Below are 13,966 nucleotides of genomic sequence, written 5' to 3'. Positions count from 1 at the left end.
TGTCCCATGGACGAGCGTGCGGAGTGCCCCTCCCTCCTACTCGGACGAGGGGCACTCCGCATCGGGATTCAGCGCGGCAGGCGGCGCTCCTCCAGGGACACGACGGAGTCGGTGGCCATACCGTTGTAGTCGAGCGAGTACTCACTCAGTTCGACGCTGCGAACAAGGACGCCCGGAAGCTGCCCAAAGCGAGCAAGGGCATCCGCAATCGCTTCGGTCAGAGTGGACGCCTCCACATAGCAAGTGAACAGCGAATACACACCCGGGCGTTCCTCCAAGCCGACATCGCCATCGGCGAAGGCGTCGAGGCCATCCAGAATGTCAGACTGTTCGGGTGTAAGCGGGTCTTGCGTATGCAGGATGAAGTGCCAACTACGAACACCCTCGGCGCCTTTGGGAGAGCTCATCGATCCTCTGCGCCACCCGTCCTGTGCGACTGAAGGTGGGGGCTAGTCCCAAGTAAAGGGTGGCAGCACACACGTCGCGTCCATGCCGTTGTGCTCAAAGGAACGGGGACTCAGTTCAATGCTGCTGATGAGCACACCCGGAACCTGCTCCATGCGAGCAAGAGCTTCCTTCATCGCGTCCATGAGGCTGTCGGCCTCGAAGTAGCACTCGAACTTGGTGAAGCCAGGCCCTTGCTCAATTCCAACGAACCCATCGGCGAAGCAGTCGAGATGGGCCATGATGTTGTCCTGTTCCGGCGTAATCGGCTCATGCGCGTGCATGATGAAGTGCCAACTAGGCGCATCCGCGATGCTTTCGTGTGAATTCATCGATCCTCCTTGCTTCATTCCCTGGACTCCGAGGGGTGCAGTACACGGTGAAGGTATCGCTGCATGGGCAGCAGAGGACATAGCCCCAGTGATGACCATTTCTATCGTGCTTCACCTTGAGTCCACATCCCTCGGCCCTCTTCAGAGCCGCCTCAATGTCCTTCTTCTGATGTCGATCCCCAAGTCCCATGACCATACTGATTACTCCCGCCGCTCACGACAGAAGTACCAACTGACAAGCACACCACTCGAAAGAGTGCCGACACGAGACAGCCAGCAGGCGGAGGCAGAGTAGTCTGTGCACGGCCGTAGCCACTCAGACAGGATGCGAACCCGCAGAAGCCGCGGCCGTAGTTCTGTATGGGCATTCTGCTGCGTCGCGTCGGCCTCCAAGATTCAACAGCGATGCCGCAGTGAGAGTAGGCGTTGCAGCCACGCCGCGCGTCAGCGCTTTCGTTCCACCGATGAGGACCACGTCAGTCGGCATACGGATCGGCGTACGGTTCCAAGTTGCCCCGCACTTCCGCGTTCGCCACCGCCATGCGAGGCCCTGCCGCGTAGTAGCGCGCACGCGCCTTGCCGTGGGGTGTGAGCCAGCCCAGGCGGACCAGTTCGCGGATGTCGCGGATCGCCTGCTGGTCGGAGAGTTCGGCGTCCTGCTGGTAGACCGTGCGCCGCACCCTCGATCCCCAGAACGCGGGCAGCAGCGCATAGACGACCCGTTCGTCCAGACCGCTTTCTGCGGCGGCATCGCCCAGATGGATCCATGCCCGCGACAGCAGGTCCGTACGGCGTTGTGCCTGTTGGGCCTGACGGTGGTGGGCTTCCAGACAGAAGCGAATCCACGGGTGAGTATCGCGCTCGGGTGTCCACCGGGGCCCGCCCACCTGTTGGAGTACACGGTAATAGCCATACGTGTTCTGGCCCCGCCCCAGCCACTCCTCGATGGAGGAGAATTCAGGCGGCATCAGCGCGTCGCGGGCGAACACCAGCGTCGACAGTGCTCGTGACATCCGCCCGTTCCCGTCCTTCCACGGGTGGATGTTCACCAGGTTCAGATGGGCCATGGATGCCCTGACATGTACCGGCGCATCCAGTTCGCCATCGTTCAGCCACTCGATCAATTCACCCGCGAGGGAGGGAACCAGTTCGGAGTCCGGGGCCGTGTAGGCGGGCACCAACGGATCGTCGGGGCTGGTGACGAACACCGGCCCATCGCGCCAACGGCCCGGGCGCTTGTTCAGGTGGTGGCCTTGGAGCATGAAGTGGAGGCCATTGAGCAGGCCAGCGTCGTAACGGAAGTCCTCTGCCGCGTCCGCGAGGGCCTGGATGTAGGTCATGGCACGCTGGTAGCCCTCCAGCTCTGCCCGGGTGCGGTCAGCCGTCTCCAACGGCTCCTCGCCCGTCATCAATGCTTCGACATCGTCCACGGTCGCTGCGTAGCCCTCGATCGTGTTCGATCCCGCAATCGCTCGCGCGGTCAGGTTCCGTCGCAGGTGAACCGTCCAAGGTGGCCCGCCGTTGGTGAGGTCTGGAAGCCGATCACTCATCTCCTCGATATCGGCGAGCACACGGAGATCGTCGGCGTCGAGTGCAGGGGTTGCGTACAGCATGTCCCGATCACACGGCGGCCCGAAGGAAGTGTCAAAACCCCCGCCCCGAACAGGCGGCTACGCCCGCAGGGCCCCGATCGCGTCCCCCAGGGCCAGTGCGACATCCGGGACCAGCAGGTGTTGGCCGTCGCGGACGATGGTGCGACCGCCCACCACCACATGTCTGACGTCCGCCGCCGTGCCGGCGAACACCACCGCTTCCGCGGCCATCCGGCGTGGGGGGCCGATCGTGCGGACCGAGTCCAGGGCGATCGTGGTGAAGTCGGCGAGGGCGCCCGCCTCCAGGGTGCCGGCGTCCGGCCAGCCGAGGGCGGTGTGGCCGTCAGCGGTGGCCGCGCGAAGGAGGGCGGGGGTGGTCCAGTGGCCGCGGGTGCGGGTGCGCAGGCGCTCGTCGAGTTCCATGGCGCGTGCCTCTTCCAGCAGGTCGATCACCGCATGGCTGTCGCTGCCGAGGGAGAGCGGTGAGCCCGCGCGTTGGAGGGCGAGGGCCGGACCGATGCCGTCAGCTAGGTCGCGTTCGGTGGTGGGGCACATGCAGATGCCGGTGCCCGCGCCGCCCAGGGTGGTGATGTCGTCATCGGTGAGATGGGTGGCGTGAACGGCGGTGACCGTGGGCTTCCAGAAGCCGGCGTCGGCCAGCAGCCGGGTGGGGGTGCGCCCGTGGACGGCAAGGCACGCCTCGTTCTCGGCGGGCTGTTCGGAGAGGTGGATGTGGACGGGTACGCCGTCGGTGCGGGCGGCGAAGTCCTCATAGCCGTCGCGGTCGGAGAAGGCCCGTACGGAGTGGATCGCCGCTCCGATCCGTACCCGGTCGTTGGCCTGGAGCAGGCTCCAGCGCTGGTGCCAGGCGTCGAAAGAGCCGTCGCCGAAGCGGAGTTGGGGGCCCTTCAAGGGCTGGTGGCCGTTGTGGTCGAGGCCGCCGTGGAGGTACACGGTGTCGAGGAGTGTGATGCGGATGCCCGCCTCGGCCGCCGCGGCGATCAGGGCTTCGCCCATGGCGTTGGGGTTGGCGTAGGGCGTACCGCCGGGGCCGTGGTGGAGGTAGTGGAACTCGCCGACGGACGTCACCCCCGCCAGGGCCATTTCGGCGTAGACGGCCCGGGCCAGGGCGAAGTAGTTGTCGGGGGTGAGGCGGTGGACGGCGTTGTACATCATTTCGCGCCAGGTCCAGAACGAACCGCCGCCGACCTGGACCGTGCCGCGCAGGGCTCGGTGGAAGGCGTGCGAGTGGGTGTTGGCCAGGCCGGGGACGGTCAGGCCGCGCAACACCTCCGCGCCGGGCGGTGGGGTGTCCGCGCCGGTGCGGACGGCCGAGATGCGGCCGTCCGCGACTTCCAGCACCACACCGGGTTCGGTGTGGACGCCCAACCAGGCGTGTTCGGCCCAGTACACGATTCCCGGGGTCAGCGGCACGCGAGACCTTCCAGTACGTCGGCGAGTGCGAGGACCCCGGCCGTGCAGTCGTCCTCGTCCGCGCGTTCGGCCGGGGAGTGGGAGACGCCCGTGGGGTTGCGTACGAACAGCATGGCGGTCGGGACGGCCGCGGAGAGGATTCCGGCGTCGTGTCCCGCTCCCGTACCGAGAACGGGGGTCGCGCCACCCAGGAGGCGGTTGATCTCGTCCCGCAGGGCGTGTTCGAACTCCACGACCGGGGTGAAGGACTCCCGGACGACGGTGAGGTCCACCCCGTGGCGTTCCGCGTACTCCCGTGCGGCCCGTTCGACCTCGGCGAGGACGGTGTCCAGTGCCGACTGGTCGGCGGCCCGGGAGTCCAGCCAGCCCCGGACCAGGGAGGGGATCGCATTGACGCCGTTGGGTTCGACGGCGATCTTGCCGAAGGTGGCGACCGCGCCCGCCAGCTCCGCCGCGCGACGGGCGGCGAGGACGGTTTCCGCATAGGTGAGCATGGGGTCACGGCGGTCGACGAGTCGGGTGGTGCCGGCGTGGTTGGCTTCGCCGCGGAAGTCGAAGCGCCACCGACCGTGCGGCCAGATCGCGCTGGCGATGCCGACCGCGTCGCCGGTGAGGTCGAGGGCCCGGCCCTGTTCGACGTGGAGTTCGACGTAAGCGCCGATGCGGTCGAGTCGTTCCCGGTCGGGGCCGATGGCCTCGGGGTCGTATCCGGCGTCCGCCATGGCCTGCGGCAGGCTGGTGCCGGCCGCGTCCTTCAGCTCGTACGCCTGCTCCCGGCTGAGGAGTCCCGCGGTGAGGCGGGAGCCGACGCACGCCAGACCGAAGCGGGCGCCCTCCTCGTCGCCGAAGTTGGTGATGGCGAGCGGGCGGGTGAACCGTGCTCCCCTGTCGCGGAGTTCATCGAGTGCGGCGAAGGCGCTGACCACGCCGAGGGGGCCGTCGAAGGCACCGCCGTCGGGGACGGAGTCCAGATGGGAGCCGGTGACCACGGCGTCCCCTGCGGCGGGGTCGCCGAGCCAGGCCCACTGGTTGCCGTTGCGGTCGATCTCGTAGTGGAGCCCGCGGGCGTGCGCCTGCTCCTGGAACCAGGTGCGGCAGTCGGCGTCGGCGCCGGTCCAGGCGTAGCGCCGGTAGCCACCGCTGTCCCGGTCGCGGCCGATGGGGGCCAGTTCCTTCCACATGGTGTGGAAGGAACTCGGTGCGGCGGTGGTCACTCGCCCTCCCGCATGGGGATGCGGACGCCCCGGGCGTCGGCGACCGCTTCGGCGGTGTCGTACCCGGCGTCCACATGGCGGATGACGCCCATCCCGGGGTCGTTGGTGAGCACCCGGCGGACCTTCTCACCTGCGAGTGCGGTGCCGTCGGCGACCGTGACCTGACCGGCGTGGATGGAGCGGCCCATGCCGACGCCCCCGCCGTGGTGGATGGAGACCCAGGAGGCGCCGGATGCCACATTGACCATGGCGTTCAGGAGCGGCCAGTCGGCGATGGCGTCGGAGCCGTCGAGCATGGCCTCGGTCTCCCGGTACGGGGAGGCGACCGAGCCGCAGTCGAGGTGGTCACGACCGATGGCCAGCGGTGCTGCCAACTCGCCGCTGGCGACCATGTCGTTGAAGCGTTCACCGGCGCGGTCGCGTTCGCCGTAGCCGAGCCAGCAGATGCGGGCGGGCAGGCCCTGGAAGTGGACGCGTTCACCGGCGAGGGTGATCCAGCGGCGCAGGGACTCGTTCTCGGGGAAGAGTTCGAGCATGGCGCGGTCGGTCTTGGCGATGTCGGCGGGGTCCCCGGAGAGCGCTGCCCAGCGGAAGGGGCCCTTGCCCTCGGTGAACAGCGGCCGGATGTAGGCGGGTACGAAGCCGGGGAAGGCGAACGCCCGCTCATAGCCGGCGAGTTGGGCTTCGCCGCGAATGGAGTTTCCGTAGTCGAAGACCTCGGCGCCCGCGTCCTGGAAGCCGACCATGGCTTCGACGTGACGGGCCATCGACTCCCGGGCCCTGAGGGTGAAGTCGGCGGGCTTCTCGGCCGCGTAGGACGCCATCTCGTCGAAGGGGACGCCCAGCGGGAGGTAGGCCAGGGGGTCGTGGGCGGAGGTCTGGTCGGTGACGATGTCGATGGGCGCGCCCATGGCGAGCAGTTGCGGCAGCAGTTCGGCGGCGTTGCCGAGGACGCCGATGGACAGCGGGCGGCGGGCGTCCCGCGCTTCGGTGGCGAGTTGGAGTGCGTGTTCCAGGGAGTCGGCGCGGGTGTCGAGGTAGCGGTGTTCGATGCGGCGCTCGATGGCGCGCGGGTCGCAGTCGATGCAGATCGCGACCCCGTCGTTCATGGTGACGGCGAGCGGTTGCGCCCCGCCCATCCCGCCGAGGCCGGCGGTGAGGGTGATGGTGCCGGCCAGGGTGCCGCCGAAGCGCTTGGCGGCGACGGCGGCGAAGGTCTCGTAGGTGCCCTGGAGGATGCCCTGGGTGCCGATGTAGATCCAGGAGCCGGCCGTCATCTGTCCGTACATGGTCAGCCCTAGGGCTTCGAGGCGACGGAACTCCTCCCAGTTCGCCCAGTCGCCGACCAGGTTGGAGTTGGCGATCAGCACGCGCGGGGCCCATTCGTGGGTCTGCATCACGCCGACCGGGCGACCGGACTGGACGAGCATGGTCTCGTCCTGCTTGAGGGTTTGCAGGGTGCGAACCATGGCGTCGAAGGAGCGCCAGTCACGGGCCGCCTTGCCGGTGCCGCCGTAGACGACGAGCTGGTCGGGGTGTTCCGCGACTTCGGGGTCGAGGTTGTTCTGGAGCATGCGGAGGGCGGCTTCCTGCTGCCAGCCCAGGGTGCTCAGTTCCGTACCGCGCGGAGCCCTGACCGGGCGGGGACCCGAAGGGGGCGGTCCGGGCTTCGAAGGTGCTGACATGGAACGAGCCTCCTCATGGCCGCGACGACCAATGTTGTGTCCGCTATTCACATCCTGACTAGATGAATACCTCTAGTCAACAGATGCGCCGGGGTCGACCCGAATGATTGGCTATTGCAATGACTGTTGACCGTCGTCACCACGCCGTACGTGCCGCCCTCCAACAGGGACTCCTCACCGAGGAACAACCGGTGGTCGCCCTCCTCGACATCGCAGGCATCCGAGCCTCCGCCACCGCTCTGCGCGCCGCGTTCGCGGCCGTGACAGATGCCCCCGTACTGCACGCGTTCGCCGTCAAGGCCGCACCGCTCGTACCCGTGCTCGCCCTGTTGAACGACGAGGGCATCGGCGCGGAGGTGGCGAGTCCAGGAGAGTTGGCGCTCGCCCGCGCGGCCGGGGTGCCGGCGGACCGCATCGTCCTCGACTCCCCCGCGAAGACACCCGCCGAACTCGCCGAAGCGCTCACCCTCGGCATCGCGGTCAATGCGGACAACCCCCAGGAGCTGGCCCGGCTCGACGCCTGGGCCGGGGGCACCGCCTCAGCCCTTGGCATACGGGTCAATCCACAGGTCGGCGGTGGTTCCATCGAGGCACTGTCCACGGCAACGGCAACCTCCAAGTTCGGCATCGCGCTCCGGGACGAAGGCGCACGCGCCGCGGTCGTACGCGCCTACCTCGACCGCCCCTGGCTGACCAGGCTGCACACCCACTCCGGCTCGCAGGGCATACCGCTGGCCCGGATGATCGACGGCGTACGGGAGGTCCACGGTCTCGCCGAGGAGATCAACGCGGCGGCCGGACGGCAACAGATCACCACCATCGACATCGGCGGCGGGCTGCCCGTCAACTTCGCGTCGGACGAGACGGCACCGACGTTCGCGCAGTACGCACAGCTCCTCAAGGAGCAGGTGCCCGGACTGCTGGACGGGCGCTACGGGCTGGTGACCGAGTTCGGCCGTTCGCTGCTCGCCAAGAACGGCTTCTTCCTCGCCAGGGTGGAGTACACCAAGGTGTCCGGCTCCCGGCCGATCGCGGTCACGCACGCGGGGGTGCAGGTGGCCACCCGTACCGTCTACGACCCGGCGTCCTGGCCGCTGCGGATCGCCGCCTACGACGACAAGGGGTCGCCCAAGACGGGCGAGCCGGTCGTGCAGGACGTGGCGGGGCCAGCGTGCTTCGCCGGCGACCTGCTCGCGGCGGGGCGTCCGCTGCCGCTGCTGGAGCCGGGTGATGTGGTGGCCGCCCTGGACACGGGTGCCTACTACTTCTCCAACCACTACGGCTACAACAGCCTGCCGCGGGTCGGGGTGCACGGCTATGCGGTGGACGGTGAGGAGTCCGACTCCGTGCGCTTCTCGCTGGTACGCGCCCCGCAGACCATGGCGGAGATCGTGGCCGAGTCGGGCGGGGGGCTCGCGGGGTCGCTGCTGTAGCGGCGGTCGTACGACCGCCCCGGCTGCGGCGCTCAGCGCACAGCGGAGTTGGGGTTTGCGTGTGGCGTCGGTCTTCACGGCCCGTTGTGGTCGCGAAGGCCGACGTTGCTACTGCTGTCGCCCAGCCGTGGTCCGACCGGCTTCGACGCCGCGCAGGGAGAGAAGGATCAGCAGCGCGAAGGCCGCGAATGCGGCGCCCGTGCGTGCGTGGTTGAACGCCTCCCAGCGGGCCAGGATCTCGGCGTGGTCGGCGGGTGCCGAGGTGGCCGCCCACTGCTTGATGCGGCCGTTGATGGGGACATTGCCGAGACGGGTGATCAGGAAGGACGCCAGGGCGAGGAGCCCCGCTCCGCCGGCCAATCGCCGTGAGCGGCCATGCGTCATGGCGGCGAGCACAAGGGCGCTGAGCGCCGAGATGCCCATGGCGCCCTGCATGGTGATGCCGTTCATCTGCATCAGCTGGGAGTGGAAGGACAGCCTCATGTCGAGCGGTATGGCGTTGAAGGTGGGTACGAGATTGGCCGCACCGTAGCCGAACGCGCCGGCGAGGGTGCCGGTGGACAGCAGGGCGAGGCCCTGGACGAGCCGGACCCGCATATCGACCGCTCCCGCGATCCGGGTTCGGCGGGGGCGAGGGCGGGCGGATCGTGTGGGCTGCTGATCAGCCGTGGGGAGTGGGTTCACGGTGCCTGCCGTATGCGCGGGGTAGAGCCCCCACAAAGATCTCTTACACACCCGTAAGATATAGCTGCCCAGTTATGCCTGACAAGGCTGTAAGAGTTAGCTGCTTCGAAGGGCTCCGGGCGACTCCTGGGAGGTCGCCCGGCATCCCGTCCGCGACATGCGCCCGGCTGGTCGTGCGACCGCTTAGCATCACCGCCGTCGCTCCGGGGGCGATTGTCACAGCCGACTGCTTTCCTGGAGTCATGGCGAACAGAAGCGTGGTCGTGGAGCGCCGGATCGCGGCCCCCGCAGAGCGGGTCTGGCGCGCGCTGACGGACCTGGAGAGAGCACCCGTCGTCCTCACTGGAGTGGACGCGGTCGAAGTGCTCTCACCAGGGCCCTTCGGTGTGGGGACGCGCTGGCGGGAGACCCGGCGCATCATGGGCAAACAGGCGACGGAAGAGATGTACGTGACGTCCAGCGAGCCACCGCTCCGGTATGTGGTGGAGGCCGACTCCCAAGGCGCCCACTACACATCGGAGTTCGTCCTACGGGAGGTGGGGCCCGAGGAGACACAGGTGCGGATGGTGTTCACGGCGGTGCCGCCCTCGGGGATGAGTGGGTTGCTCGCCAGGGTCTTCGGGGCGATCGGCGCCAAAGCCGTGGCCAAGACGATCGGCCGGGATCTGGCGGACGTGGCGGCGGCGGTCGAGCAGGGATACGGCAGCGTCTGACCAGGCCAGGCCCTGACACCCGGCACCCGACACTCAGCACCCAGCACCCAGCACCCAGCACCCCGCACCCCGCACCCAGCACCACCCTCACACGTGCCCGCTCGGGGTCCGCCCCCTACTCGTACTCGCTCAGCGGTCCCGTCCTCGCTCAACCCTCTCGCCCTCTCGCGCTCCGGTGTATCGCGTGCGGCTGTGCTCCCGTGTTGCTGTGCTGCTGTGCTGCTGTGCTCACCGGACGTCAACCGGCGGGGCCACTCCAACCACCACCGAGCAGTTCCCTGACCCCCAGCCTGACCGCGTCCGCATCGGTGACCACCTCACAGGCCCTGGCCCGACCCAGCCAGAGCGCCCGCTCCTGTTGTTCCTGACGCAGTGCGTCCAGATCCACGGTGACCCCGGCCGGCGGTCCGGTCGTCTCCAGTGCGTGGATGCGCTGATCCATGGCGGCCAGCAGCGCTCGATCGAATGCGGTGACCGCGTCGACGAACACACTGGTCGGCACCTCCACCCGCCCCATCAGGGGGCAGCTGAACTCGATCTCGGCATCAGGGCGGTGCATCCAGTCGACGGTGACGAGATCGCCGTCCTCGGTGATCGTCCGCCACCACCGGATGTGGGGAGGGTTGCGCAGGGGGCCGAGATAGATCGAACGCTCGGCGTGCCACTGCTCCGCGGTCTCCGCCTGCGGCGTGCGGTCACCACGCGGCCAGTCGTCCCGGTCCCGCGTCACAAAGCTGACGAGGTCGTCGGGGATCGGCTCCAACACCGTCGGGACCATCTCCAGCACGTCTTCCCAGAGACGGGCCACGTAGTAGTCGGCATAGGGGAACGCCCGCTCCGCGCCGAACTTCGCCGCCCATCGATGCAGCGTGCGATCCGAGTAGCGCAGCAGTTGGTGGCCTCCCACCTCGATCCAGTACCAGCCGTCCGTCAGTCCGAACCAGTGCAGCGAGGGTTTCTCCCCGCCCCACGGCCGGACATCCGCCAACGGTCGCAGTTCGAATCGGAATCGCATCACGACAGGAGTGTGGCAGCCTGCCGCAAGCCCCCGAACCCACCGCAACCCACCCGCTCCGGGCGTTGCCGGAAGAACCGATACCAGGCCGTGCCCACCCGTACTCCCACGGCGCCTTCCAGAGCCGCCGGAAGAGATCCGTCGCCCGTTCGTCAGGAACAGGAGGGGTACACAACGAACGCAGAAGCTGCACATCCCCCAGGCATCAGAGGGGACTTCGGGGGCAGACCTCCTCCCACACCGCACCAGGAGATCGGGAGAGAGGCCCATGACCACCGCATCCGAAACCGCCAGAGCCACCGAGGTTCCGGGCGGCGACGGTCCGCTGAAGCGGGCCATCGGGCCGAAGCTGCTCATCCTGTTCGTGATCGGCGACATCCTCGGCACCGGAATCTACGCAACGACCGGGAAGGTCGCAGGCAAGGTCGGCGGGGCCCTGTGGCTTCCGTTCCTCATCGGCTTCATCGTCGCCGTGCTCACCGCGGCCTCGTACGTGGAACTGGTCGGCAAGTACCCCAAGGCCGCGGGTGCCGCGTTGTACACGCAGAAGGCGTTCAAGGTCCCGTTCGTCACCTTCATCGTCGCGTTCCTGGTGATGTGCTCCGGCCTGGCGTCGGCCAGTGCCGCGGCGCGGGCGTTCAGTGGTGACTACTTCCTGGAGTTCACCGACGCGGTCCCGGCCACCCTCATCGCGATCCTCTTCATCCTCGTCCTCGCGGCGCTCAATCTGCGCGGTGTCTCGGAGTCGGTGAAGGCCAATGTGGTGCTGACGATCGTCGAGCTCAGCGGACTGGCCATCATCCTCGGCATCGGCGCATGGGCGGTGTTCTCGGGCGACGGCGAGGCATCACGGCTCACCGAGTTCGAAGCGTCCGGCACCGGATACGCACTGATCACCAGCGTGTTGGGAGCAACGGCCCTGGGCTTCTTCGCCTTCGTCGGCTTCGAGGACTCGGTAAACATGGCCGAGGAGACGAAGGATCCGATCCGCACCTTCCCCCGCGCGATCTTCATCGGGGTCGCCGTCACCGGAACCATCTATGTGCTGGTCGCGCTGGTCTCCTCGCTCCTGGTCGACCATCGCACCCTGGCGGGTTCCAGCGGCCCACTGCTGGAAGTGGTCAAGGCCGGTGGCGTGGACTTCCCGCCCAAACTCTTCGCCCTGATCGCCCTGTTCGCGGTCACCAACTCCGCTCTCATCAACATCATGATGGCCTCGCGGCTCTGCTACGGACTGGCCAACGAGGGCATCCTGCCGCGCGCCATGGGCAAGGTGCTCCCCGGCCGCTGTACTCCCGTCGTCGGCATCGTGTTCGTGTCGGTGCTCGCGATCGGTCTGGTGACCACCGGTGAGATCGAGGGACTCAGCGACACCACGGCCTTCCTGCTGCTCTGCGTCTTCGCCGTGGTCAACATCGCGGTCCTGGTGCTGCGTCGGGACCGGGTCGCCCACAAGCACTTCCGCACTCCGACCGCGCTGCCCGTGCTCGGTGCGGTGACCGCGCTGGTCCTGGCCAGCCCGCTGGCCGACCGGGATGCCGAGGTCTACATCCGGGCCGGCGTGCTGCTGGCCATCGGCATCGCCCTGTGGGCGGTCAACAAGGCCGTGCTGAAGGCGCGTGGCGAGGGCGTCGCCGACAACGGCTGACAGGCGAGAGGTGAGAGGTGACAGCAACGGCTGACGGCTGACGGCTGCTGAATCAGTGGTCACTGAAGCACTGGTCATGGCTTTGAGGGGTCCGGAAGGCGCCGGGCCCCTCTTTCCATGCCCGCGAGCCGTCGAGTGGCGAGTCCGAGAGGCCATCCGACGGCTGTGACCTCAACCACGCCCAATGCCAACGGAAGCCGACGGAAGCTAATAAGCCACGCACCGAACCCGAAAGACCCCAAAAACGGGTATGTGGTGCACGAACTTTATAGTAGGACTCCGTTAGGTCTGTCTTGATCTTGGTGTTGTGGGTGGTTTTCTGGGGAGGGGCTGTTGGCAGGTGGTGCAGATGCCGGTCCAGCACCTCAGGACGCCCTGGAGGGTGTCGAGGGCCTGGTAGAGCGTGAGACCGGCGTGGGTGCTTTTGGGGACAGGCGCTGTTCGGTGAGGAAGGCGTGGGCCGCGGTGACGAGGGTGACGTGGTGGTGCCAGCCGGCCCAGGAGCGGCCTTCGAAGTGGTCCAGGCCCAGGCCGTGCTTGAGTTCGCGGTAGTCGTGCTCGATGCGCCAGCGGGCCTTTGCCAGGCGGACCAGCTTGGCGATCGGTGTGTCGGCCGGCAGGTTGGAGAGCCAGTAATCCGTGGGCGCCGGTGCTTGCGCGGGCCATTCGGCCAGGAGCCAGCAGTCGGGCAGGACTCCGTCCCACCAGCCCTGGGTGGAGGAAGCGGCGGCTTTGACCGGGCGTTCGACCGCGTGGCCGGCGGGGCGCACCCTCACCGCGGCGAACCGTGACCGCAGGGGCCGGCGTGAGCCCTGCCGCCAGGTCAGGGTGGTGAACGTGTGCTGCCCCAGGCCGGTGGCGAGGGTGGTGAGCGATGGTGCGGGCTGCCGGTAGCGTGGCTGGGGCGTGCAGCCGACCGGTCCCTTGCGGGGTGGTGCCACGGGCTGGGCGTCGAAGGGGTGGGCCGTGATGTCCGGGCGGACGGCCAGGACATAGGCGAGGGAGCGTTCGGCGAGCGCGGCCCGCAGGTGTGCGTTGGTGCCGTAGGCGGCGTCGGCCACCACGACCGGCGGTGTCATGTCCCAGGCGGCCAGGGTGTCGAGCATGTCCAGGGCCAGGCGCCACTTCTCCCGGTGCCCGGTTGTGGGCGGGATGCGGCACCGGGAGCGCCGGTGAGCGTCCGAGTCCCACTCCGAGGGCAGGAACAGCCGCCACTGCAGCGGACAGGACGCCGTGTCCGCTGCGGCGTGGACTGTCACCGCGACCTGGCAGTTGGCCCGTTTGCCCAGCGCTCCGCAGTACTGCGGGGCCACTCCGGCCGACATACGGCCGTCCTTGGGCACGGACACGTCGTCGATGATCCATACTGCCGGGTCGATCAGCGGGAGCATCCGCTCGCAGATCCGCCGCTGGACCGGTACCGGGTCCCAGGTGGACTGGTTCACGAACTGCTGCAGGTTCTGCTCGTTGCCGTCCGCCAGCCGGGCGGCCATGGCCTGGATGGACTTGCGGCGGCCGTCCAGCATCAGCCCCCGCAGGTAGCAGTCGCCCTTCGCCCGCTGGTCCCGACGCGGAACCGACGCGAACACATCGGCGACGAACACACCTAACTCCGCCCGGACACGCTCTACTTCATAGGCATCCACACCATCCACCATGCTCCCGAACAAGCCCGACAGGAAGACCTAACGGAGTCCTAATAGAACTCATTCAACTTTCGATCAAACTCGGCGAAAAATGAAAGTTCTCTCATCTGGGGCCACCACATAGCG

13 protein-coding genes are annotated in these 13,966 nt (G+C 68.1%); 3 read left to right on the top strand and 10 right to left on the bottom strand.

The features are described 5' to 3' along the window. Positions 1-68: 68 nt before the first annotated feature. From ACFXJL_RS13580 to hutU, 7 genes are all read right to left on the bottom strand, one after another. Positions 69-407, bottom strand: coding sequence for a hypothetical protein (locus ACFXJL_RS13580; protein ID WP_384692003.1), 339 nt, complete (start codon positions 405-407; stop codon positions 69-71). A 42-nt stretch (positions 408-449) separates the two neighbouring features. Beyond that, positions 450-776, bottom strand: a complete 327-nt coding sequence (locus ACFXJL_RS13575) for a hypothetical protein (RefSeq protein WP_384692000.1) — start codon at positions 774-776, stop codon at positions 450-452. Further along, positions 742-966 (bottom strand): hypothetical protein, encoded by a 225-nt coding sequence (locus ACFXJL_RS13570; protein ID WP_384640436.1) that lies wholly within the window; start codon positions 964-966, stop codon positions 742-744. Before ACFXJL_RS13570 ends, ACFXJL_RS13575 begins: the two co-directional genes overlap by 35 nt. Positions 967-1,252: 286 nt before the next feature. Further along, positions 1,253-2,389 carry a Fic family protein gene (locus tag ACFXJL_RS13565; protein ID WP_384691997.1) on the bottom strand — a complete coding sequence of 379 codons (1,137 nt, stop codon included), beginning with the start codon at positions 2,387-2,389 and terminating at the stop codon, positions 1,253-1,255. Between the two features lie 57 nt (positions 2,390-2,446). Beyond that, positions 2,447-3,802 (bottom strand): formimidoylglutamate deiminase, encoded by a 1,356-nt coding sequence (locus ACFXJL_RS13560; RefSeq protein ID WP_384691994.1) that lies wholly within the window; start codon positions 3,800-3,802, stop codon positions 2,447-2,449. Continuing rightward, positions 3,793-4,983 (bottom strand): allantoate amidohydrolase, encoded by a 1,191-nt coding sequence (locus tag ACFXJL_RS13555; protein WP_384692150.1) that lies wholly within the window; start codon positions 4,981-4,983, stop codon positions 3,793-3,795. The genes ACFXJL_RS13560 and ACFXJL_RS13555 overlap by 10 nt, the downstream gene beginning before the upstream one ends. 29 nt (positions 4,984-5,012) lie before the next feature. Next, positions 5,013-6,701 carry a urocanate hydratase gene (gene hutU / locus ACFXJL_RS13550; protein ID WP_384691991.1) on the bottom strand — a complete coding sequence of 563 codons (1,689 nt, stop codon included), beginning with the start codon at positions 6,699-6,701 and terminating at the stop codon, positions 5,013-5,015. A 119-nt stretch (positions 6,702-6,820) separates the two neighbouring features. Here hutU and ACFXJL_RS13545 point away from each other — a divergent pair, with 119 nt between their 5' ends. Next, a complete protein-coding gene (locus ACFXJL_RS13545; protein ID WP_384691987.1) occupies positions 6,821-8,134 on the top strand; it encodes a diaminopimelate decarboxylase in 1,314 nt (437 codons plus the stop codon). A gap of 108 nt (positions 8,135-8,242) precedes the next feature. Here the strand turns inward: ACFXJL_RS13545 and ACFXJL_RS13540 are convergent, their stop codons facing one another. Next, positions 8,243-8,818 carry an anthrone oxygenase family protein gene (locus ACFXJL_RS13540; RefSeq protein ID WP_384691984.1) on the bottom strand — a complete coding sequence of 192 codons (576 nt, stop codon included), beginning with the start codon at positions 8,816-8,818 and terminating at the stop codon, positions 8,243-8,245. Positions 8,819-9,060: 242 nt separating this feature from the next. Here ACFXJL_RS13540 and ACFXJL_RS13535 point away from each other — a divergent pair, with 242 nt between their 5' ends. Then, positions 9,061-9,531 (top strand): SRPBCC family protein, encoded by a 471-nt coding sequence (locus tag ACFXJL_RS13535; RefSeq protein ID WP_384640297.1) that lies wholly within the window; start codon positions 9,061-9,063, stop codon positions 9,529-9,531. A 238-nt stretch (positions 9,532-9,769) separates the two neighbouring features. Here ACFXJL_RS13535 and ACFXJL_RS13530 read toward each other — a convergent pair whose 3' ends face one another. Then, entirely contained in the window at positions 9,770-10,546 is a 777-nt protein-coding gene (locus tag ACFXJL_RS13530; RefSeq protein ID WP_384692147.1) for a DUF5984 family protein, read from the bottom strand. A gap of 268 nt (positions 10,547-10,814) precedes the next feature. On the opposite strand from ACFXJL_RS13530, the gene ACFXJL_RS13525 reads away from it, so the two are divergent. Further along, entirely contained in the window at positions 10,815-12,194 is a 1,380-nt protein-coding gene (locus ACFXJL_RS13525) for an APC family permease (RefSeq protein WP_358880009.1), read from the top strand. A 365-nt stretch (positions 12,195-12,559) separates the two neighbouring features. On the opposite strand, the gene ACFXJL_RS13520 is transcribed toward ACFXJL_RS13525, so the two are convergent. Further along, the gene (locus tag ACFXJL_RS13520; RefSeq protein WP_384691980.1) at positions 12,560-13,840 is read right to left on the bottom strand and encodes an IS701 family transposase; all 1,281 of its coding nucleotides are present in this window, start codon (positions 13,838-13,840) and stop codon (positions 12,560-12,562) included. Between the last annotated feature and the right edge of the window lie 126 nt (positions 13,841-13,966).

Origin of the sequence: Streptomyces sp. NPDC059256 (assembly GCF_042753785.1) — a bacterium.
Taxonomy (GTDB): domain Bacteria; phylum Actinomycetota; class Actinomycetes; order Streptomycetales; family Streptomycetaceae; genus Streptomyces.
The sequence above is the reverse complement of the archived record's forward strand: the minus strand, read 5'-3'. Positions and strand labels throughout refer to the sequence as shown.